We start from the raw sequence: 22,181 nt of genomic DNA, 5'->3' as shown, positions 1-22,181 counted from the left end.
GAAAAAATGGTAAAAACACTTTTGGGGCAGGTGAAGCAGTATAAAAAGGCTTCGCTGCTGACGCCCTTATTTACAGCTTTGGAGGTTGTAATGGAGGTTTTGATCCCCTGGGTCACATCACTTATCATCGACCGGGGCATTGAGGCTGGAAACATACAGCAGGTTTATTTTTACGGAGGGATCATGGTGATCATGGCCATGGCAAGCCTGACCTTTGGCATTCTGGCGGGCAAGTACGCGGCCAGCGCGTCCTCAGGCCTGGCCTGCAACTTGAGGGAGGGGATGTATGAAAATATCCAGCGCTTCTCCTTCTCAAACATCGACAAGTACAGTACGGCTGGGCTGGTCACACGGCTTACCACGGATGTTACCAATGTGCAGAACGCCTACCAGATGATCCTGCGTATGTGTACCCGTGCGCCGCTGATGCTCATCAGCGCCATGGTCATGTGCTTTTTCATCAACGCCCGGCTGAGCCTGGTCTTTGTGGCGGCCATTGTGGTTCTCGGCCTGGCTCTGGTATTGATTATTTTAAAGACTACCAAAATTTTTGACCAGGTTTTTAAAAAATACGATGCTTTGAATGAAAGCGTCCAGGAAAATGTATCGGCTATACGGGTGGTCAAGGCCTATGTCCGGGAGGACTATGAAAACACCCGCTTTTCCAAAGCGGCCGCCAACCTGTACAGGCTTTTTGTTAAAGCGGAGGGGATTCTTGCCTTTAATAATCCAGTCATGATGTTTATTATTTATGGCTGTATTCTTGGAATTTCATGGCTTGGCGCTCAGATGATCGTGGTCGGCAGTCTGACAACCGGCGAATTGACCGCTATGTTCAGCTATATCATGAACATCATGATGTCTCTGATGATGCTGTCCATGATCTTTGTGATGGTGACCATGAGCCTGGCCAGCTGCCGCCGTATTGCCGAGGTACTGGAGGAACAGGCCGATATCAAGGACCCGGTGCGCCCTCTGACAGATGTAGAGAGCGGTAGTATTGATTTTGAACAGGTTCATTTTGCCTATAAAAAGGGCAGCGGTAAGGAAACCCTTTCAGCCATCAACCTTCACATCCGCGCCGGTGAGACCATTGGCATTATCGGAGGCACGGGCAGCGGTAAGTCGAGTATGGTCAACCTCATCAGCCGGCTTTACGATGTAACAGACGGCAAAGTGCTGGTGGGGGGCAGAGATGTCCGGGATTATGACTTGGAGGCCCTCAGAAATCAGGTGGCCGTGGTGCTTCAGAAAAATGTACTGTTCTCAGGGACGATTTTGGACAATCTGCGCTGGGGCAATGAGCAGGCGACGCTGGAGGAATGTAAACATGCCTGCAAGCTGGCCTGTGCCGATACTTTTATCGAGCAGCTGCCCGACAAATACGACACGGTTATTGACCAGGGCGGCACCAATGTTTCCGGCGGACAGAAGCAGCGTATCTGCATTGCGCGGGCGCTCCTGAAAAAGCCAAAGGTGCTCATCCTGGACGATTCTACCAGTGCGGTGGATACCGCTACAGACGCCCGGATACGAAACGCCTTTATCAGCGAGATTCCAGGAACGACCAAGCTGATTATCGCCCAGCGTATCTCCAGCGTCGAGGACGCTGACCGGATCCTGGTGATGGACGAGGGGCGCGTTGACGCTTTTGACACGCCGGATAATCTGCTGAAAACAAATGCCATCTATCAGGAAATTTACGCCTCCCAGGTAAACGGCGGCGGAGATTTTGATGAGGGCAGTATGGAAATGGAGGCGGTGAGCTAATGAACAAAATTAAAAAAGATGGTCTGAGCATAAAGGCTCTTGGCCGTATTCTGGCAATGATTGTAAGAAACTACAAAGCAACCACAGTGGTGGTGCTTTTATGTATTTTTGGCTCGACTCTGATCACAGTCAAAGGAACCCTGTTTATGCAGACCCTGATTGATGATTATATTATCCCCCTGACCGGAGCCGCCAATCCTGATTTCGGACCGCTGGCCACAGCGCTCGTCCGTCTGGCTTGCATGTACCTCATGGGTGTGGGGCTGGCCTTTGCCTATAACCGCATCATGGTCAATGTGAGTCAGGGGACCCTTAAAAAGCTCAGAATTGAGCTTTTTACCCATATGGAGGCATTACCCATCAAGTATTTTGATACCCACGCTCACGGTGATATCATGTCGGTTTACACTAACGATGTCGATACCCTCCGCCAGCTCATCAGCCAGAGCCTGCCGCAGATTATCCAGTCCATTGTCAGCATTGTTACCACCTTCGTGAGTATGCTGTTTCTGGACATCCCCCTGACAATGGTGACGCTGGCCATGACGGTGGTTATGCTGGCCGCAACCTCAAAGCTCGGCGGAAAATCAGGCGCTTATTTTGCGGCGCAGCAGAGGGATCTGGGCAATGTGAACGGCTATATTGAGGAGATGATGAGCGGTCAGAAGGTCGTCAAGGTTTTCTGCCATGAGGAAAAAAGCCTGGAAGGCTTCAGGGAACGCAATGACCGTCTCCGTGAGAGCGCCAACAGCGCCAATAAGTTCGCCAATATTCTCATGCCTGTCAACGCGAATCTGGGCAATATCAGCTATGTGCTGTGCGCTATTGTGGGTGCGGTGCTGGCCCTGAGCGGCAGCGTAAGCCTGACTCTGGGGACACTGGTGTCCTTCCTCACCCTGAATAAAAGTTTTACACAGCCCATCACCCAGGTCAGCCAGCAGCTTAACAGCATTGTCATGGCTCTGGCAGGGGCTGACCGTATTTTCAACCTTCTGGAGGAAAAGCCAGAGACTGACGACGGTTATGTCGAACTGGTAAACGCAGTGGAGCAGGCGGACGGCGCTCTTTTAGAGAGCGCAGAACGCACAGGTCTCTGGGCGTGGAAACATCCGCACAGAGCAGAAGGCACTGTTACCTATAAACGGCTGGAAGGAGAGGTTACCTTCAATGGCGTCGATTTTGGCTACGACGATATCCATATGGTATTGCATGACATAAGGCTTTTTGCCAAACCGGGGCAGAAGATTGCTTTTGTGGGCAGTACCGGCGCAGGAAAGACGACTATCACCAATCTGATCAACCGCTTCTACGACATACAGGACGGGAAAATACGCTATGACGGTATTAACATCAACAAAATCAAAAAGGCCGATCTGCGGCGCTCACTGGGCATTGTCCTGCAGGATACCCATCTTTTTACAGGTACTGTCATGGACAATATCCGCTTTGGACGGCTGGATGCCACCGATGAGGACTGCATCGTTGCTGCGAAACTGGCCAATGCCGACGGATTTATCAGCCGGCTTCCGGATGGCTACCAGACCATGCTCACCGGCGACGGCGGCAGCCTGAGCCAGGGACAAAGACAGCTTCTGTCCATTGCCAGAGCTGCGGTTGCCGACCCGCCGGTGCTCATTCTGGACGAGGCCACCAGCTCCATCGATACCCGTACCGAGGCCATGGTACAGGAGGGAATGGACCGACTGATGAAAGGCAGAACCACCTTTGTTATCGCCCACCGCCTCTCCACTGTCCGCAACGCAGACTGCATTATGGTACTGGAAAACGGCCGCATTATTGAGCGAGGTACCCACGACGAGCTCATTGCCGAAGAGGGTAAATATTACGAACTCTATACGGGAAACTTTGCCGAGGAGGCAGCCTGAGCCCAAAGAAAAAACAATTGCTCCCAAAAGACAGCGAATAAGTCGTTCGGACAGTTTTTCTGACTGAATAGATTTATTTTGTCCGAATGGAGCAGACGACAGACAAAAGGTTATGCTACACTAAATATGCTTATGAAAGGACTCCGTGCAGATGGAGTCCTTCTTTAAAAAACTATAGTTAGGTAAAGCTAACTGAAATAGGAGGAAGTTTATATGAACAACAGGCTTCAGGCAAAGGATCTGATTAATGTGGGCATTTTTACGGCCATTCTTTTTGTCATTTGCATGGGCGTCGCCATGGTAGGTTATATTCCTATTTTTGTACCGCTGCTCTCAGTGATCGTTCCCTTTGTGGGCGGTATACCCTTTATGCTGTTTTTGACAAGGGTCAGGAAATTTGGAATGGTACTCATCATGGCTGCCATTATCGGTATTATCATGTGTCTGATGGGTATGGGGTTATGGGCCTTGATCACTGCGCCGGTCAGCGGCCTGCTGGCAGAGCTGGTGCTGAAGTCCGGCGGTTATACCAGCGCCAGAAAGGGCGTTTTAAGCTACGGCGTGTTTTCCATGTGGCTCATTGGAAATTACATTCCTATCGTGGTCAACCGGGGAAGCTATTTTGATATGCTGGTCTCCGGGTATGGACAGGAATACGCTAATACGCTCATGGCCTACATTCCAAATTGGAGCCTTCTGCCGCTTCTGGCCGCCTGCTTTATCTCGGGTATTTTAGGGGCTGTGCTGGGCAAAGCAGTGCTCAAAAAACACTTCATGAAGGCCGGGATTGTCTGATGGCACAGGCGCGTACCAATACGGATGTTTCAGGCGGCCTGTCTCTTGACCCAAGAACAAAAATGCTTTTGGTAATCACAGTTTCCACGGTTGTCATTGGCGGGGGGAACGGCGGCGTCATGAATTTTGTCAAGCCGGCCCTCACGCTGGTCCCTTTTATACTGCTGCTGGCTTCAAAAAAGTGGGGCGCTGCGTTTGGATACTTAGCTACTTACACGGTGGCCTTCTGTGGCGAACTGTTTTTGGTGCCTGTCACCACAGGTTTTTTGAATTTTATCATTGTTGCGACCTGCGGCCTGTTTGCCCGATTTATGCCCGGGATCTTGATGGGGTATTTCCTGGTAAATACCACCACGGTCAGCGCCTTTATGGCAGCTATGGCCCGGATGCGTGTCACCCCAAAGTTATCCATCCCCATGTCAGTCATGTTTCGCTTTTTCCCAACAGTCCGGGAAGAGTACGGAGCCATCGGAGACGCTATGCGGATGCGGGGTATCCGCTTTGGCGGCGGTAAGGCAGGCGCCATGCTTGAATACCGTCTGGTGCCTCTTATGATGTCTTGTGTGAAGATTGGAGAGGAGCTTTCGGCAGCCGCTCTGACAAGGGGACTAGGCGCACCTGTGCCGCGGACAAATATTTGCCGGATTGGTTTCCGGCTGGCCGATATTCTGGCCATAGTTTTATGCGTTGGCAGTCTGGCAGCATTTGTTTTGAATAAATTCGCACTTCTGTGAGGTGAGTATGATTATATTTGAAGACGTATATTTTTCTTACGGACGGGACAAAAAAGAGGTTGATCTGGACAGTCTCAACCTTATCATCGCCGATGGTGAAATCATTTTACTGTGTGGTGAATCGGGCTGCGGCAAAACAACCGTGACCCGGCTGATCAACGGCTTAATCCCGCATTACTACGAGGGTGTTCTGTCCGGCAGTGTTGTGGTTAACGGCCTGGATGTAAGGAGTGCGCCTTTGTACGAAACAGCAAAAATGGTCGGGTCTGTGTTCCAGAATCCCCGGTCGCAGTTTTTTAATGTGGATACCACCAGCGAGCTGGCCTTTGGCTGTGAAAATCTGGGTCTGCCAGAGGACGAGATATACAGACGGATGAAAAACACCACCGAAGCCTTTGGGCTTAATTCGCTTTGTGGCAGGAATATTTTTAAGATTTCAGGCGGCGAAAAGCAGAAGATTGCCTGCGGGTCTGTGGCGGCGCTGTACCCGGAGGTCATGGTTTTGGATGAGCCCTCATCCAATTTGGATACCGCTGCCATAAAGGAGTTGAGAAGAGTCATCCGCCGGTGGAAAGCACAGGGAAAGACCATTGTGGTGGCAGAGCACCGATTGTATTATCTGGAGGGCCTGGCGGATAGGGTGGTCTGTATGAAAAAAGGCCGGATTGACAAGACCTACACAGGTCGGGAATTTTACAGGCTGCCGAATAGCAGACTGGAGGAGATGGGTCTGAGGGCACTTTCCATGTCTGGTCTTTCAGAAATAAAGGTGGCCGGACCCAGGGACGAGAAGACCATGCGGCTTGAGCGGTTTCAGTTTGCCTATCCCCATTGTCCGCCGGCGCTGTCCATCGCACAGGCCGATGTGCCAGAGCGTGGTGTTATCGGTATCATCGGCCATAACGGCGCGGGTAAGTCCACCTTTGCGCGGAGCCTTTGCGGCCTACAGAAAAAAGATAAAGGGATTGTACGCTATAAAGGTACAGCGCTTAAATCTAAAAAACGGCTGTCGGCCTGCTATATGGTTATGCAGGATGTCAACCACCAGCTTTTTACTGAGAGCGTGCTGGACGAAGTGCTGCTCTCTATGAAGCAGGAGGCACCGGAACGGGCAGCCTCCATCCTGGAATCACTCGACCTGCTGGTCTATAAGGAAAAACACCCCATGGCGTTGTCGGGCGGACAGAAGCAGCGTGTCGCGGTGGCCTCAGCCATCGCCTCACAGCGGGAGATTATTGTTTTTGATGAACCGACCAGCGGGCTGGATCTTCGGCACATGCGTGAGGTATCCAGCAATATACGCGGCCTTTCAGAGCAGGGCAAAACAGTCTTTGTTGTCACCCATGACCCTGAGTTTATCTTGTCCTGCTGTACGCATATCCTTCATATCGACCAAGGCAGGCTGGTGGGAAATTACCCCCTTAGCGCAGCAGGGAGGGACAGGATGCTCTCTTTCTTTTTAAAAACCAGTGAGGACGGGGAAGGAGGCAGACACCATGCATTTTGACCGGGAAGCAATGGGCCCAAACGTTTCGCTGATCTGTAAAGATGAAAGCTGTACGGTTTACTGGGTAAATGAGGACAGCGGTGAAGGGGTGATGACTGCCTACGATGTATTCCCGGGGGTTTATCTCCTTTATAATGATTTTCATATGGAAAAATGCTTTTCAGAATTCAAGCCTGATGTAGACTTGTTCTGTATCGACCACTGCCGGGAGGGACGAATCGAGTGGGAGATCGTAAAAAATGAATTCATATACCTGGAAGCTGGAGATCTGCAGATGAATAACCGAAAGCATCACGTCTGTGATTTCAGCTTTCCCTTAAAGCACTATCATGGCATCACTGTTGGTTTTTATATGAAAAAAGCCATGAAGGTTCTGCCGCATGTCCTGGAGGGGTTTCCTGTTGACCTCGCAAAAATCCGGGAGAAATTCTGCGGGGATGAGCGCCCCTTTGTCATGCGGGCAGGCGCAGGGGTGGATCACATCTTTTCAGAGCTTTACACTGTCCCTGAGCATTTGAGGATGAGTTATTTTAAGATCAAGGTGCTTGAACTCCTTTTGTTTTTGGATGCGCTGGAGGTTGCCCAGAAGAGTGCCGAGCGCCCTTGTTTTTACAAAACACAGGTCGAAAAAGTCAAAGCCATCGTCCGGCTTTTGACCGACAATTTGGAGCGGCATTACACGTTAAAAGAGCTCTCTGAACGCTTTGAGTTTCCGCTCACCTCTATGAAGCTTTGTTTCAAAGGTGTTTATGGAACCTCTATTTATGCCTATATGAAGGAATACCGGATGAACGCCGCTGCGCTTATGCTCCAGAAAACCAATGAAAATGTCGTTTCCATTGCCAACCGGGTAGGCTATGAAAATCCGAGTAAATTTGCAGCAGCTTTTCAATCCGTTATGGGCATGTGCCCGGCAGAGTATCGTAAATCCGTCGTCCGAATGGATCAGCATTGACAGGAACGGAGCAGACAGGAAGCGCAATGATTGAGTATAATACGGATGGTTCTTAAAAAAGGACTGTCCGTTATTATTTTTTAGGAGGCGAAAGCATGAAGAAAAAAGGAACCTTTCAGAGCATCTTCTCGTTTGCAGCTGAGTGCAGGACAAAGATGCTTTTGTCTGTGATATGCGCTGTGGTCAGTGTGCTGAGTGGGCTGGTGCCTTATCTCGGCGTCTATCAGATAATCTTGCTGTTTTTTAAGGGGACGCCCGAAGTACAGAGCATTCTGGTCTGGGCGGCGGTGTGTGTGGCAGGGTACATCGTAAAGCTGGTGTTTTACGGCATTTCAACAACCTTTTCCCATATGTCGGCATATCAGATTTTAGAGAGTATCCGTCTGGCGCTGACCGATAAGCTGATGCGTGCGCCCCTCGGAACAGTTTTGTCCAAAACGGCTGGCGGTCTTAAAAGTATTTTTGTCGACAGGGTAGAAACCATTGAGCTTCCGCTGGGCCACCTGATTCCAGAGGGAATTTCAAATCTGATGCTGCCGGTCTGTGTATTTATTTATATGATCAGCATTGACTGGCGCATTGCCTTGGCATCGCTGGCCTGTATTCCGCCCGGAGTACTGGTTTATGCCATTATGATGCGCAACTATAACAGCCAGTACGCCAGATTCATGGAATCCAGCCGCCATGTCAACAGTGTGATTGTGGAGTATGTCGAGGGGATACAGGTCATCAAGGCCTTTAACCAGTCCTCGAGCTCATATGAGAAATTCACCAGGGCAGTGGGAGATTTCAAGGACTTTACCCTTGACTGGTTCCGCTCGACCTGGGGGGTGATGAATCTGGGAAACGCCATTCTGCCCAGTACTCTGCTTGGTATCCTGCCGGTGGGAATGCTTCTGTATATTTACGGTGCGCTCACACCTGCGGAGCTGACCCTGTGCATGATTCTCTCCATGAGTATTGTGGGTTCGGTGAGCTGGTTCACCACAGCGGTTAATGATTTTAAATCCATCCAGTATGCCATTAACGATGTCAATCAGCTGATGGAGCTTCCAGAGCTCCCGGAGGAAAAGGAGAACATCTGTCCGGAGCACTACACGGTCGCGCTGGAGGACGTGAGCTTTGCCTACAATGACAGGGACGGCGATGTGCTCAGAAATATCAGCCTGCATCTGCCGCAGGGCAGCTTTACTGCGCTGGTCGGTCCTTCAGGCGGCGGGAAATCGACAGTTGCCCGGCTGATTGCCCGGTTCTGGGATGTGAGGGATGGAAGTATTTCCATCGGAGGTGTTGATATAAGAAAAATCCCCCTGTCTCAGCTTGCAGATACAGTGAGCTTTGTCACCCAGGATAATTTTCTGTTTAACTGTTCATTGCTTGAAAACATCCGGCTTGGTAAACCGTCAGCTACCGACGAGGAAGTTTTTGAGGCGGCTAGGGCGGCCCAGTGCGAGCACTTTATCAGCCATCTGGAAAAGGGCTGGGATACAACCGCGGGAGAAGCCGGCGGAAAGCTTTCCGGTGGCGAACGCCAGCGCATCGCCATTGCCCGGGCGATTCTGAAGAATGCCCCAGTGGTTATCCTTGACGAGGCCACAGCCTTTACAGATCCAGAAAACGAGGCACAGCTACAGCGTTCCATCGCAGCGCTGACGGAGGGAAAAACCTTGCTGGTCATTGCGCACCGGCTGTCAACCATCCAGAATGCTGACAGAATTGTCGTTTTGGAAAAGGGGCAGATTACAGCCGAGGGCACACAGCAGGAGCTCCTGGACTGCTGTGCACTGTACCGGGATATGTGGCAGGCCCATGTCGGTGCCAGATGTTGGGCAGCGGGAAAAGAGATGAAAGGAGAATTGACCGATGCTTAAAACCATCAGACACATTATAAAATGGACTGGCGGACGTAAAAACCGCTTATACTGGGGGTTCCTCTGGTCCTTTTTACAGAGTATTTTTACAGCAATGCCTGTTATCGGCGCTGCCTACGGGCTGGAGCTTATGCTGGAGGATCAGCGGGGAGAAATTGTTCTGACACCTGTCTGGGCCCTTTGGTTTCTTATCTTTATGGTTGGGATGATCCTTGGGCGCTTTCTGTTTTCATATCTCAAGGCGACCTTTCAGGAGAGCATCGCCTATGAAAAAACCGCCGAGGAGCGTATCCGGATCGGTGATATTCTGAAAAGAGTTTCCCTTGGCTTTTTTGACCGCAATAATACAGGGGAGCTTGCCGGGGCAGTAACCACGGACCTGTCTGTTTTGGAGATGTACGCCATGAAGATGACCGATGTGGTGGTCGGCGGCTATATCAGCGCACTGGCCATTATTCTCTGCCTGGCTTTTTATTCCTGGCAGATCGCCCTGATTGCAGTTGCCGGTGTTTTAGGCTCGGCCTTCTTTCTGAGAATACTGAGCCGCAGAAGCCGGATAAATGCAGCCGTACATCAGGAGGCCCAGAATGATCTCATCGCAGCAACGCTGGAATACATAAGGGGCCTGGCAGTCGTAAAGGCCTATGGACAGGAAGGCGTTTCTGTCGAGGGAATGAAGCGGGCCTGCAGGGAGCACCGGCGCATCAATGTGAAGATCGAACTGGACTACATTCCCTGCAACTGTCTTCATCAGTTTTGTTTGAAGCTTGCGTCGGTGGCAGTGGCGGCAGCGGCAGCTGTTTTTACCGCAGAGGGCGCCATGGTTGTGCCGGTCTTTTTAATGTTTGCGGTTTTCTCCTTTATGATTTTTACGCATGTCGAGCAAATCAACAATGCGGCCCATACCATGGAGCTGATTGAATCGACGTTTGAAAAGCTGGACAAAATTGAAAAGGCAAAATTTATTGATGAAAACGGAAAGGATAAAAAGCCGGATAACTTTAATATCACCTTTAATGATGTGAGCTTTGGCTATGACAGCAGGACGGTTCTGGAAAACGTCAGCTTTGATATTCCCGAAAAAACAACCACAGCTATTGTAGGCCCCTCTGGCAGCGGTAAAACCACAATGTGCAGCCTGCTGGCCCGATTTTACGATGTAAACAGCGGCGCCATTACCATCGGGAACATGGATATCCGGGAGTTGACCTGCGACAGTTTGCTCTCAAATATCAGTATGGTATTCCAGAACGTTTATCTTTTTCACGACACCATTTTAAATAATATCCGTTTTGGCAACCCCGATGCGGATATGGAGGAAGTCATAAGAGCCGCAAAGGAGGCACAGTGCCATGCGTTTATTACAGCCCTGCCCGATGGCTACAACACACTGGTGGGCGAGGGCGGTTCCTCACTGTCCGGCGGCGAAAAGCAGAGAATATCCATTGCCCGGGCTATTCTGAAGGATGCGCCGATCATAATACTGGATGAAGCCACTGCCAGTGTTGACCCGGAAAACGAGCACTTTATACAGGAGGCAATTTCATCTTTGACAAATGGAAAGACCATCATCGTCATTGCCCACCGACTGGCAACCATCGAGCACGCCGACCAGATACTGGTTGTAGATAACGGACGGATCGCCCAGCGCGGAACCCATGCACAGCTTATTCTGGAAAAGGGAATCTACAGGCAGTTTGTCGATATTCGAGAAGCGGCTGAGGGCTGGAGGATTGCCTGAATAAAAGCCGCAGTCTTAAAGCTGGCTTAAGGGCAGACGGTACTTCACATAACCATCACATTGCCGGTTTATACTATAGTCAAGTTAAGAAATTAACTTACTAATCTCTAACGGGCTGTATGAGATTAAAACAAAAACTTTTTCATTTCTTTTCCTTTTTATAAAGACCCTTTCATGGAGTAATGGACATGAAGGGGTTTTTATTTTGTATTCAGTTCAGATACTTTTGCCATTTTGAGGAGACAAAGCTGGTGAGCGCTTTCAGAATAAGGTTGCTCACAAGAATGATCAAAGAGACAAAAGCAGCGCATTCAAAGAGCCGCTGTCCCTCAAAGACAGGGATCATCAATGCCAGAGGCATATTGTCAACCGTGCTCAGGAACGAAATGGCGGAGATGGTGATCATACCATTGATAAAATAATAAGTGAACATCTCAAGCAGCGTACCGAAGGTGGAGGGCAGCAGCACATCCCGGATCATGCGGTGCTTTGGAATGTTCAGTGTCATGGCGATATCCTCAAAATTCGGATTCAGCTTGAGCAGAGCGTTGTGCGCCATGAGATAGGGCGATGAAAAGAAATGGATGGTGTTGACAAGGACGAGGATCATGAGCGTCCCGTAAAGGATACTGCCGCTGAAAAGCGTGACATATCCAAGGCCGAGCACAATACCAGGCACCGCGACTGTTACCAGTGAGATAAGATGCAGGCATCTTGATGTAAAGGTCTGTTTTCCTCTTGAGGTAAAATAGGCCACGGTAAAGGCAATGGCAGTCCCGACAAGTGCTGTGAGCAGGGACATGACAATGGCATTAAAAAAGTATTCGCCAGCGCCGAGCTGGAGCGTCTGCAAAATGCTGTCAAAGGAAAGCGACAGGTCAACCGGATATTTTTTAACAACAGATAAAACAACAAAAGCGATGATCGGCAGGTTAAACAAAACCGCAGTCAGGATACAGAAGCCGGCAGCGCAGCGGTCGCGCACCGGAGAAGCCTTGATCTTAAGCCTTATACTGTTTGTGCCGCTTTGGCTGTCCCGGCTGAAAAAGTCGATGATAAAAGCCAGAATGGCCGGCAGAAGCAGGATAATCCCAACAACAGCACCGTTAGAGAAATTGAGCAGGCCCAGGACCTCGCGGTACATATAGGTTGAAAGCACACGATACTTGCCGCCAACTGCCAGAGGGACGCCATAGTCGGTAAAAATCATGGTAAACACAGCAAAAAAGGCCGAGATTAACGGTTTTTTCAGATAAACAAGGGTGAGGTCTGTAAACTGGCGGAGCTTTGAAACACCCATGACCTGCGCCGCTTCGTACAAGGCGCCGTCCTCGTATTTAAAAACATCCAAGAGCATTAAAAAAGCGATGGGGAACGTATAGAGCACAGAGCCAATGACAATGCCTGAGAAGCCGTAAAGGCTGAAGCTGGTATGCAGCAGGTTTGTAATGATCCCCTTTGCGCCAAAGAGAATGACCAACCCCATACCGTGCGAAATGGAGGGAATGAGCATTGGCAGGGTCAGGGCTGGGATCAGAATGTTTTTAAAAGGCATGGCTGTTTTCGCCACGCACCAGGAAAGCGCCAGCGCCAGCAGGATTGCAATAAGCGTCGCGGTAGCAGTCACCAGAACAGACCGCAGAATAACCTCCCCAAAAACCGGTGTAAACAGCAGGTTTTGAATGCTTTCTGTGGTGATGGTGGCAAACATATTGAACAAGGGAAGAATCAGGGTAACAAAAAAGAACACGACGAATAAAAGCCTCAGCGATTTAGATTTTATCCATTTCATGGTAGTGCCTCCTTTATTTTCCTGTGAAACGACGGAAGGCTGCCAGCTTTTCCATCAGGTGAAAGACAACAAATTCTTCAATATAAGCATTGGCGGGGTGATGATAAATGTTGAAAGGCGTATCCAACTGCTCGATGGCGCCATTGCTCATGACCATAATGCGGTTCGACATGGAGAAAGCCTCCTCCTGGTCATGGGTAATGTAGATCATCGTCACGCCAAACTCCCGCTGGATGCGCTCCAGCTCAAAGCGCAGTGTCAGACGGGTAGAGGCGTCGAGAGCGGACATCGGCTCGTCAAATAAAATAATATCCGGATTCAGCGCGAGGGTGCGCGCGATGGCCACACGCTGCTGCTGGCCGCCGGAAAGCTTGCCGGGCCTTTTATCCAGATGGTCGGACAGACCAATGCTGTCAATGGCAGCGCGGGCGCGTTCAATGGCTTCCTTTTTGGAAAACTTGTTGATTTTAAGGGGATAGGCCACATTTTCCAGAACAGTCATGTTTGGAAAGAGGGCATAATTTTGAAAAACAATACCCATGCCCCGTTTGTCAGCGCTTAAATGTGAGATATCTATTCCGTCCTTTATAATACAGCCCTCGTCCTGATCTGTGATGCCGATTAGAATCCGGAGCAGCGTTGTTTTACCGCAGCCAGAAGGCCCCAGGATGGAAAGAAACTCACCGGAGTAGACCTTAAAGCTGATATCATCCAGAATTGTTTTATCGTTGTAGGACTTGTGTATATTTTTAAGGGTAAGTTTAACTGTTTGATTCATGTCAGTACCTCCAGCGTTTCAGCAGATTTTCTTTATGTTTGATGTCATTGATGTCCGTCATGTCACCGTAGACAATGTTTTGCGGGTAACTTGGGATCGTGATAGTCTGATTTTTAAAGATGGGCTCAGGGGAGAAAAGCGCCTTATCTCTGTAAATAAAATGGTTGTACAGATAGCTGAATACTGCCGCCACATCCCCCGGATTATCCCGGTCCTTCAGCATGGCAAAGGATGAGGTGTTGTAAGGGGAGCCCTCTTCAAAGTAGATGATTTTAAAAGGCATGCCGTTGTTGATCTCCTGGACGACAGTAAAGGTAAGACCCAGACCAATGGCCGCTTCCCCCTGGATCAGCAGGTTGACTGGTCCGGAGCCGGAGGCAGTGAAGAAAATAACGTTTTCGACCAGCTTATCGAGGTAGTCAAAGGCCTCGTCCTCGCCCATAAAGTTTACCATGTTTTCAAGAAAGAGGTAACCGGTGCCTGTGGATTTGGGGTCAGGCATGACAATCAGGTTTTTATACTCGGGTTTAAGCAGATCCTCATAACAGGTGGGCTCAGGCAGCCCTTTCTCAACCAAAAGTGCTTCATTGATGACAATACAGCCGCCGTAACGTTCCCAGATAGCATATTCCCGGCCTGGTATTTTAAATTCATCCAGATACAGACTGTCATCATAGCCGTTTAAAGGCTCCAGATAGTCTTTAAGGCTTTCGGAATAGGCTGTGTCCAGTCCAATGATGATATCGCCCTCGGATTTTGTACCCTCGGCTTTGAGCTTTGAGGCGACCTTGCCAGTTGAAAGGCTCTGGACATTGACAGTGATATGGGGGAGGTCCTTTTGAAGCTGTTCAATCATGTCCTGATTTCTGAAAGACTCAAGACAGGAGTAAATGACGACTCGCTGGCCATCCCGCCTGGCGCAGCCGCAGAGATTAAACAGAAGAACAGCGGTGCTGAAAAAAATAATAAAGGCAGATAATTTTCGTTTCATGTGGAGAACCTCCTTTTTACTATTTATATATGCAATATTAATGCCATAAGTCAAAAAAATCAACAAAAACGCTGTATTATTTTTTAATTTACGAAAATTAGAAAAACAAGGCTGTTTATATTGTATAAAAGGGTGAAATCTCTTGAAAAACAAAATTTACTTAACAAAATTTGTTTCAAATTTGAAAATAAGCAGTTCAAATTTGACTCAAAATCAGTTATAATAAGCTAAGAAAACGATTATAATTTTATGATAAGTTGTAAAAATTTTAAAATTACAAAAAATGTAAATGGGGAGAGTTATGGCAGAATTAGGTTACAGTGAAGAATATCAGACATATTTAGACAGCCTGACAAAGGAAACGCTGCTTAAAATTTTGGAGAATGCGTACACAGAGGTTTTTGTGACAGACGCAGACGATCGGTATGTCTACACTAATCCGGCTTGTATGCGCCACTATGGCTTGACGCCGGAGCAGATGAAGAACATGAACCTTCAGAGTGAGCTGAGGCCTGAACGATGGAAAATATCGCTGTCGGGACGGGTAAAGAAGTCAAAAAAGGTCATCATTGCAGAGAACAAGTATTACGCCATGGAGCAAAATGTAGTCACTATCTCTGTTCCGATTCTCGACGAAGATGGAAACGTGGAAATGATTGTATCAACGACTCAGGACCCCATTAACAGCTACGATTTCAGCATTAAGAATGAGGTTAAAACCATCGTGTCAGAGGAAGAGGACTCTGGAGAGATCATCGGCTCAAGCAAGGCAATCAAGCGCTGTCTGTCCATTTTACAGAAGGTGTCCAAAACCGATATCAACGTTCTTATTTTGGGCGAATCAGGGACAGGTAAGAGCTTTTTGTCAAAATATGTTCATACCAACAGCCTGCGCAGGGACAAACCCTTTATATCGATCAACTGCTCGGCAATTCCGGAGACTTTACTGGAATCTGAGTTGTTTGGCTATGTTCCCCATGCCTTTACCGGCGCCAGCAATAAAGGAAAGGAAGGCTTGATCAAAATTGCCAACGGTGGGACCCTTTTTCTGGATGAGATTGGAGAGCTCTCCCTGCCCATGCAGGTCAAGATACTGGATGTTATCGAAAATAAACGCTTTATTCCTGTGGGGAGCACTACCCCGGAGCACGCGGATATCCGAATCATCACCGCTACCAATAAAGACCTGTATCAGCTAGTGCAGGACAATAAATTCAGGGAGGACCTTTACTGGCGTTTGAACAGCATTAAGACCACACTGCCGCCTCTGCGGGAGCGGCCAGAGGATATCATCTCCCTGGCAAACTATTTTTTGAACGTGTTTAATGAAAAGTATAAAACCAATAAGTATTTTTCCAAAAAAGTGCCGCCCCTTCTGTGCGGGTACCACTGGCCAGGCAATATCCGTCAGCTTCGCAATCTGGTGGAAAGGCTTGTGATCCTGTCCGATGGAAAGGTCATTGAGGATTATGATTTTCAGCGTTTCACCTCAGAGGAGGAGTCCGGATCAAAGAGGGTTGTAAACTCTGACTACGAATCAGTGATGGAGGAGGCAGAGCGTAAGCTGGTGGAGAACAGCTATCTTTTTTACAAGAGCAGCCGGAAAATGGCAGAGGCCTTAAACATCAGCCAGTCCAAGGCTTACCGCCTTATACGCAAATATGTGTATGACGAGAAGGAAGACTAGAAATAGGAAAAGGAGATGCGCTGCTGAGCGCATCACCTTTTTGTTTAAAGGTCGTATTTATAAGGATCAGGGAGGTATTCGTTTAGTATTTCTTTTTGTTTTTTGGTCGTTTCAGGAAGCTCGTATTCGTCTACGCGGCGTTGTACTTCCTTTTTAGCGCGGTCCAGGGCTGTTCCGAATTTTTCACGATCCGCCAGCTTGTCACCCTGTTTATTAAAGTACTTCGGCAGGTAGTGTTCTTCACGGTAGTCCTTTGGTGTTCTGCCTTTGAGGTAGTTGCCGCGCGGGCCGACTTTAAGCATAAGGTCAACGCCGTCCTTTTTGTCGGAAATGGCGATGCCTTCGTAGAGGCGTTTCAGCATGGAGACAACCTCTTCATCCAGCACCAGCTTTTCAAAACTACCGAGGTTAAAGGAGCCGAGGGTACCGACAGAGTGAGAAACAAAGTCTGCATTGCCCAGATAAGTTGGCAGAAGGGTCATCATGGTTTCTGCGCCTGCCTGATAGTCAACAGTGAGGGAGTCGGAAAGACCGCCGCCAGAGCCTACCGGCACACCGTAGTAGCGGGCCATGGCGATACCGGCAAAGCCGAGAAGGGTATTTTCAGGGCTGCCGATTGCCAGCTTGACCTCACGCATATCAGTCGGGGCGCTTAAAGTACGGTAAATGGTCGGGGTTCCGGGTTTTACAAGCTGCGTGAAGACCATGGCGGCCAGCAGCGTTGCGTTATCCTGCACAACGGTTCCCATAATGCTTGGGGGGGAGGTAAGATTGGTCATGGAGCAGACTGTGAACTGGACAATCTGGTCTTCATCCAGCATCGCCAGCATATTTTCCAGAACCTCACTGCCGACAGAAAGAGGAGAAATACAGCAGTGGTCAGTCAGAATAATATTTTTGTCCCACACATCATAGAATTTTTTAATGAGCTGGATAGAATCGCGGGTGCCCTGGCGGATGCTCTTACCCCGGGTATGGTTACTGTTGACAATGGTTCCGTAAACAGGTTTGGTATTGTATTTTAGCAGCAATGCCTGCTGCGGATTAAAGAGATTTTCAGAGTTGCGGTCAAGATCCGCGGTATCCGAGGATACGATACGGGTAACATCGATAACATCACTGGACTCGATGAGTTTGTAAAATTTGATGACATCCTCAAGGGTAGAATCGCGGATCGAGTCGTCCTCATGTACCAGCTGGGGAGGGCCGCCGGCGGTGGTGATGACCGGGGCGCCATCCACAGAAATGGTGGAGAAACCAGCGCGGCCATGGAGTTCAAAGCTCTTTGGCACGGTTTGCAGTGCATTATTAATTATATCCTCATCGAGATAGACGATTGAGTTCTCGACACGTGCACCGTGTTTTTTAAAGACATCCAGCACTTCTTCGTGCTTGAATTCTACACCGACTTCCTTTAAGACACGAAGGGTACTCTCGTGGATTTTTTCGACATCATCCAAACTCAGAAACAAGTCATAAGCGTTTTTGCGTAACATTTTTCTACCTCACTTTTATTGTAATTTTAATTGAAAACTAAAGGGCCTGCTGTGTGTTCTTTTTCTGGATCATCCGTCTTAAGATAATGCTGATCAAAAGGCCGACGGTCACAATACCGAGAACGAGCATAAAGATATAGCTGTAGCCTGCTTCGCCGTATTTATCCAGCATATTGCCGCCGATCAGATAGAAGAAAGCATCGGGTGAAAAGGCAACGGCCGAGACAATACCGACGATGGTGCCGTAATATTTGTTCGGGATTCTGGCTTCTGTGATGGGGGTATACCAGCAGGGGACAGACAGGTTATAGATCGCTGCAACCATGAGCAGCAGAATAACCGCGATGATGGCAAAGGAAGGGCTGCCTGGCAGTAGCAGCGTAATGCCGATAACGATGATGCCGAGGATGAAGTCCACTGTCATGACCTTGGTGGCAGATTTCATCTTATCAATAAAAATACCTGAGATGGGATTCATGATAATACGCACGCCATAAGATCTGAAAATGGCGATAAAGTTCATCATGACCACCGGAATGGCAAAGGCATCGGTCAGATAGGGTGTGAAATAAGAGGCGCTGCATTTAAAGGTGTAGGAGCAGCAGCCCATTAAGGCGATCAGCCAGACCTCGGGCATTTTCACGACATCGCCCAGATATTTCAGCTGGAATTTTTCATCCTGATCCTCCTCGGTCAGGTAAGTATCCCGCTTTTCGTTGTAGAAGAACAAAAGGACAATCCCAGGCAGGATATTAAAGAAGGCGTACAGGTAAAGCATGTAACGGAAGGCTTCGACATCGCCGGCCCCAGAGAGGCCTGCGTAAATACCTGAGGCAATGAAGCCAAGAGTCATTCCTAAAAGGCCGTTAAAGGCAAACATAAAACCATACATTTTCCCCTGCTCGTGTTCCTCACCGATGGTATGGGTGAATTTTACAAAAGCGCCGTAGAAAGTGCAGACAACAGTGATGGCAAAACCCATCTGAATAGCCAGCATGATAGGATAGCTGGGAAGCGTGGCCATCAGCAGGATCAGGGCGCCGGTTCCAAAGCTTGAGATAAGCAGCAATGGTTTGAGTGGAAAACGGTCGGATAGAATACCGGCGATGATGTACATAAAGACTGCAATAATACCAAAAACCGTGATCAGCATTCCAAGCTGGCCATCTGTATAGCCGAGGGCCCCCTGCATGGCTTTGTAATAGTAAGTTGAAAACCAGGGCATGACGTTTTGGGAAGAGTAGAGCATTCCCATAAAGAACATGAGAATATAACGTTTTTTCTTAAGGTCCATTGTTTCTTTTCCTTTCTAAAAATGTTTCAGATCTCTGATGCCAATATGTTAACGCAAGATATGTGCCATAAAACAAAATAAATATAAAATTACGAAAATATAGTGTGTTAAAAGGGTTTTGAAAGGGGGTTTAGAAAATAAAAAAAAGAAATTACAAAAAATAATTAAAAGTGAGTCTGAAATGAATCGGACTTTCACAAAAACAACTCAAAGACTCTGGACAAAAAATAAAAAACCGGAGAACCTGTCTCCGGTAAATTTATAAACATATCAATTAGAGATCCTTTAAATGCGCGCCACTTCGTTTGTATTTAACCGCCAGCATTTCAGCGACAATGGAAATGGCGATCTCCTCAGGGGTTTCACCGCCAATATCCATGCCAATGGGCGCATAAACTGCTTCCAGCTGCTCATGGGTAAAACCCTCTGAACGCAGCTTTTCATAAACCGCTGCGATTTTTTTTCGGCTGCCGATCATTCCAAGATAGGCGGCCTTTTTGGTCAGAGCTGCCGCCAACGCTTCTTTGTCAAAACGATGGCCATAAGTAGTAATGACGATAAAGGCTCCAGCGGGAATCGTCAGTGCCATAATCCCTTTGTAGAAGTCCTCGACAGGCACATAGGTATCTGCCAGCAGGATGGCGTCTCCGATCTGGTCCTCTGCACGGGTATCGACCAAAGTGATATCAAAGCCAGCCAGATGGGCGGCTTTCATAAGGGCAGTTCCAACGTGGCCAGCGCCGCAGAGCAGCAGACGCGGCCTTGGGTTTTCAACCTCAATAAATACAGAGAAGTCGCCGCCACAGACCATACCGTTTTCGCTGTTCAGGGCATAATCCTTAACGGCGTTTTCGCCATAGCGGATACATGCCTGAGCGTCCTGTATGGCCAAAAGCTCCGAGCTGCCGCCGCCAATGGTGCCAATGCTGTTGCCATCCGCGGTTACCAGCATTTTGCCGCTTTTTCTGGGGACAGCGCCGTTGGCCCGGATGATGGTGATGACTGCGTAGGGACGCCCGGCTTCCTCCAGCTTAAGCTGTTCTTCCAGTAATTTTTTTGGATTCATGGTAAACCTCCATTTTATAGTTTTGGTGCAAAGCAGACCCGGCGGCCAACAGAAGGAATTTCCTCAAGCCGGAGGTCGATGCCGTAAAGATGATTAAGAAAGGGCTCCGTCAATACCTCCTTACATTTGCCAAAGGTAAAGGTGCCGTCCCGTTCCAGGACAGCCAGCTGATCACCCAGAAGCAGCGCATGGTCGGGATTGTGTGTGGTCAGCGCAATGCCATAGCCCTGAGAAGCCATGGTGCGGATTGTCTTAAGAACCTGAATCTGGTTGCCATAGTCCAGATGGGCGGTGGGCTCATCCATCAGGATAAAAGCCGGCCTTTGAGCCAGAGCTCGCGCAATGCTGACCTGCTGCCGTTCGCCGCCGCTGATTTCGTTGTAAGGCTTATCTCTGAGTGCCGCGATCCCCATCGACTCCAGCGCAGCCATGGCAGCGTCAAAATGAATCTGCTTTGGCCGTTCAAAGGTACCGATGTGCGGGGCGCAGCCTGTCACCACATAATCTAAAACAGAATAGGAAAAGGCAGGGACAATGATCTGTGGCACATAGCCGATTATTCTGGCAACCTCCCGGTGGGAGAGCTTCTCCAGGTTCTTTCCGTCAATCAGGATATTACCCTCCCTGGGCTTAAAAAGGCCTGCAATACAGTTGAGCAGCGTTGTTTTCCCCGCTCCGTTTGGTCCTAGAATGGATATTACCCGCCCAGCGTTAAGGGTAAAGCCAATATTTTTTAGCAGAGGAGCGGCTTCATCATAGGAGAAGGACAACTTTTCAATTTGTATCTTCATCAGCTTACCTTTGCTTTCTGCCGGTATAAAAGCCAGGCAAAGAAGGGTGCGCCGATGAGTCCTGTCAAAACCGAAAGCGGAATTTCCAGAGAGGTGGCGGTCCGGGCGATGGTATCAATGAGAAGAAGAAAAATACCACCCATCAGCATGGTTACCGGGAGAGATTTAATATGGTCGGAGCCGGCCAGCATCCTTGCGAGATGGGGCATGATCAGCCCAATCCAGGCAATGGTTCCGCTGATACAGACCGCACTGGCTGTCAGCAGGCTGGCGATCAGGATGATGATCCATCGGATTTTTTTAACGTTAACCCCAAGGCTCTGGGCTTCAATATCGCCAAAGGAAAGGATGTTGATCCGAAAGGAGAGGCTCAGCAGGATAAACGCGCCAACAGCGAACACAGGCAGCACAGAAAGAATTTCATGAACCTTTATGGAGGCCAGACTGCCCATTTGCCAGAAAACAATGGCGGCGAGATCCGTATCATTTTCAGAAGTGAATTTCATAAGTCCAAGAATTGAGTCCATAAAGCCGCTGGTGATGATACCGGCAAGCACCAGAACAAGGTTGCTCTGGTTGCGCAGGAGCTTTGGAAAGGTCATGGTCATAAGCATGGCGATGATGCCGAAGGCAAAAGCAGACAGCTGACGCGCAAGCATACCGCCGCCCAGCAGGATTGAAAAAGCCGCGCCTACACAGGCGCCCTTGGAGACACCGAGCAAGTCCGGCGATACCAGTGGGTTTTTAAAAATGCCCTGATAGACCGCGCCGCAGAGTGAAAGCACCGCACCAATGCTGACTGCGGCAATGACACGGGGCAGCCGAATGACAAAAAAGACGTTTTCCATGGCCAGATTCCCCGGCTCGCCTGTCATTTTAGTCTGGATGGCATAAAGCATATCCTGAGGGTTAACTGTATAACGCCCAACGCAGCAGGCGATAACCATGAGCGAGAGCAATATGGTGCTCAGTACAATAATGAGATGTCGATGTTTTGTGTTCTTCATAGCAGATAAAATGAAAGGGC

17 protein-coding genes are annotated in these 22,181 nt (G+C 48.9%); 9 read left to right on the top strand and 8 right to left on the bottom strand.

Annotation, left to right across the window (positions count from 1 at the left end; genetic code table 11):
• Positions 1 to 6 precede the first annotated feature (6 nt).
• The 8 genes from CPZ25_RS06240 (at position 7) to CPZ25_RS06205 (ending at position 11,259) form a co-directional block, all read left to right on the top strand.
• Positions 7 to 1,770 carry an ABC transporter ATP-binding protein gene (locus CPZ25_RS06240; protein WP_096920010.1) on the top strand — a complete coding sequence of 588 codons (1,764 nt, stop codon included), beginning with the start codon at positions 7 to 9 and terminating at the stop codon, positions 1,768 to 1,770.
• On the top strand, positions 1,770 to 3,656 hold the full coding sequence (locus CPZ25_RS06235) for an ABC transporter ATP-binding protein (protein ID WP_096920011.1): 1,887 nt from the start codon (positions 1,770 to 1,772) through the stop codon (positions 3,654 to 3,656). The genes CPZ25_RS06240 and CPZ25_RS06235 overlap by 1 nt, the downstream gene beginning before the upstream one ends.
• Before the next feature lie 213 nt (positions 3,657 to 3,869).
• Positions 3,870 to 4,451: an MptD family putative ECF transporter S component gene (locus CPZ25_RS06230; RefSeq protein WP_058694017.1), complete on the top strand. Its 582-nt coding sequence runs from the start codon at positions 3,870 to 3,872 to the stop codon at positions 4,449 to 4,451.
• Positions 4,451 to 5,185: an energy-coupling factor transporter transmembrane component T gene (locus tag CPZ25_RS06225; protein WP_058694018.1), complete on the top strand. Its 735-nt coding sequence runs from the start codon at positions 4,451 to 4,453 to the stop codon at positions 5,183 to 5,185. Before CPZ25_RS06230 ends, CPZ25_RS06225 begins: the two co-directional genes overlap by 1 nt.
• 7 nt (positions 5,186 to 5,192) lie before the next feature.
• Positions 5,193 to 6,692 carry an ABC transporter ATP-binding protein gene (locus CPZ25_RS06220; protein WP_096920012.1) on the top strand — a complete coding sequence of 500 codons (1,500 nt, stop codon included), beginning with the start codon at positions 5,193 to 5,195 and terminating at the stop codon, positions 6,690 to 6,692.
• Positions 6,682 to 7,647, top strand: coding sequence for a helix-turn-helix domain-containing protein (locus CPZ25_RS06215; RefSeq protein WP_096920013.1), 966 nt, complete (start codon positions 6,682 to 6,684; stop codon positions 7,645 to 7,647). The genes CPZ25_RS06220 and CPZ25_RS06215 overlap by 11 nt, the downstream gene beginning before the upstream one ends.
• A 95-nt stretch (positions 7,648 to 7,742) precedes the next feature.
• Positions 7,743 to 9,518, top strand: coding sequence for an ABC transporter ATP-binding protein (locus CPZ25_RS06210; RefSeq protein WP_096920014.1), 1,776 nt, complete (start codon positions 7,743 to 7,745; stop codon positions 9,516 to 9,518).
• Positions 9,511 to 11,259 carry an ABC transporter ATP-binding protein gene (locus CPZ25_RS06205; RefSeq protein ID WP_074617142.1) on the top strand — a complete coding sequence of 583 codons (1,749 nt, stop codon included), beginning with the start codon at positions 9,511 to 9,513 and terminating at the stop codon, positions 11,257 to 11,259. The genes CPZ25_RS06210 and CPZ25_RS06205 overlap by 8 nt, the downstream gene beginning before the upstream one ends.
• A 211-nt stretch (positions 11,260 to 11,470) precedes the next feature.
• Here the strand turns inward: CPZ25_RS06205 and CPZ25_RS06200 are convergent, their stop codons facing one another.
• The 3 genes from CPZ25_RS06200 to CPZ25_RS06190 are packed head-to-tail and all read right to left on the bottom strand — an operon-like array spanning position 11,471 to position 14,820.
• Complete coding sequence (locus tag CPZ25_RS06200; RefSeq protein ID WP_074617141.1) at positions 11,471 to 13,051, bottom strand: ABC transporter permease subunit; 1,581 nt, start codon at positions 13,049 to 13,051, stop codon at positions 11,471 to 11,473.
• A 13-nt stretch (positions 13,052 to 13,064) separates the two neighbouring features.
• On the bottom strand, positions 13,065 to 13,829 hold the full coding sequence (locus CPZ25_RS06195) for an ABC transporter ATP-binding protein (RefSeq protein ID WP_074617140.1): 765 nt from the start codon (positions 13,827 to 13,829) through the stop codon (positions 13,065 to 13,067).
• A gap of 1 nt (position 13,830) precedes the next feature.
• Complete coding sequence (locus CPZ25_RS06190) at positions 13,831 to 14,820, bottom strand: extracellular solute-binding protein (protein WP_096920015.1); 990 nt, start codon at positions 14,818 to 14,820, stop codon at positions 13,831 to 13,833.
• A gap of 301 nt (positions 14,821 to 15,121) precedes the next feature.
• Here CPZ25_RS06190 and CPZ25_RS06185 point away from each other — a divergent pair, with 301 nt between their 5' ends.
• Complete coding sequence (locus CPZ25_RS06185) at positions 15,122 to 16,507, top strand: sigma-54 interaction domain-containing protein (RefSeq protein WP_096920016.1); 1,386 nt, start codon at positions 15,122 to 15,124, stop codon at positions 16,505 to 16,507.
• A gap of 44 nt (positions 16,508 to 16,551) precedes the next feature.
• On the opposite strand, the gene CPZ25_RS06180 is transcribed toward CPZ25_RS06185, so the two are convergent.
• The 5 genes from CPZ25_RS06180 to CPZ25_RS06160 form a co-directional block, all read right to left on the bottom strand.
• A complete protein-coding gene (locus CPZ25_RS06180) occupies positions 16,552 to 18,003 on the bottom strand; it encodes a trimethylamine methyltransferase family protein (RefSeq protein ID WP_013381113.1) in 1,452 nt (483 codons plus the stop codon).
• Between the two features lie 37 nt (positions 18,004 to 18,040).
• On the bottom strand, positions 18,041 to 19,297 hold the full coding sequence (locus CPZ25_RS06175; RefSeq protein ID WP_013381112.1) for an MFS transporter: 1,257 nt from the start codon (positions 19,295 to 19,297) through the stop codon (positions 18,041 to 18,043).
• Between the two features lie 274 nt (positions 19,298 to 19,571).
• Positions 19,572 to 20,363 (bottom strand): XdhC family protein, encoded by a 792-nt coding sequence (locus CPZ25_RS06170; RefSeq protein WP_096920017.1) that lies wholly within the window; start codon positions 20,361 to 20,363, stop codon positions 19,572 to 19,574.
• 14 nt (positions 20,364 to 20,377) lie between these two features.
• Positions 20,378 to 21,154, bottom strand: a complete 777-nt coding sequence (locus CPZ25_RS06165; RefSeq protein ID WP_096920018.1) for an ABC transporter ATP-binding protein — start codon at positions 21,152 to 21,154, stop codon at positions 20,378 to 20,380.
• Entirely contained in the window at positions 21,154 to 22,161 is a 1,008-nt protein-coding gene (locus CPZ25_RS06160) for a FecCD family ABC transporter permease (protein ID WP_041690285.1), read from the bottom strand. The genes CPZ25_RS06165 and CPZ25_RS06160 overlap by 1 nt, the downstream gene beginning before the upstream one ends.
• Positions 22,162 to 22,181 lie beyond the last annotated feature (20 nt).

The sequence above is a fragment of the Eubacterium maltosivorans genome (assembly GCF_002441855.2).
In the GTDB taxonomy this organism is placed as follows: domain Bacteria; phylum Bacillota; class Clostridia; order Eubacteriales; family Eubacteriaceae; genus Eubacterium; species Eubacterium maltosivorans.
This window is presented reverse-complemented; position numbering and strand designations above follow the sequence as displayed.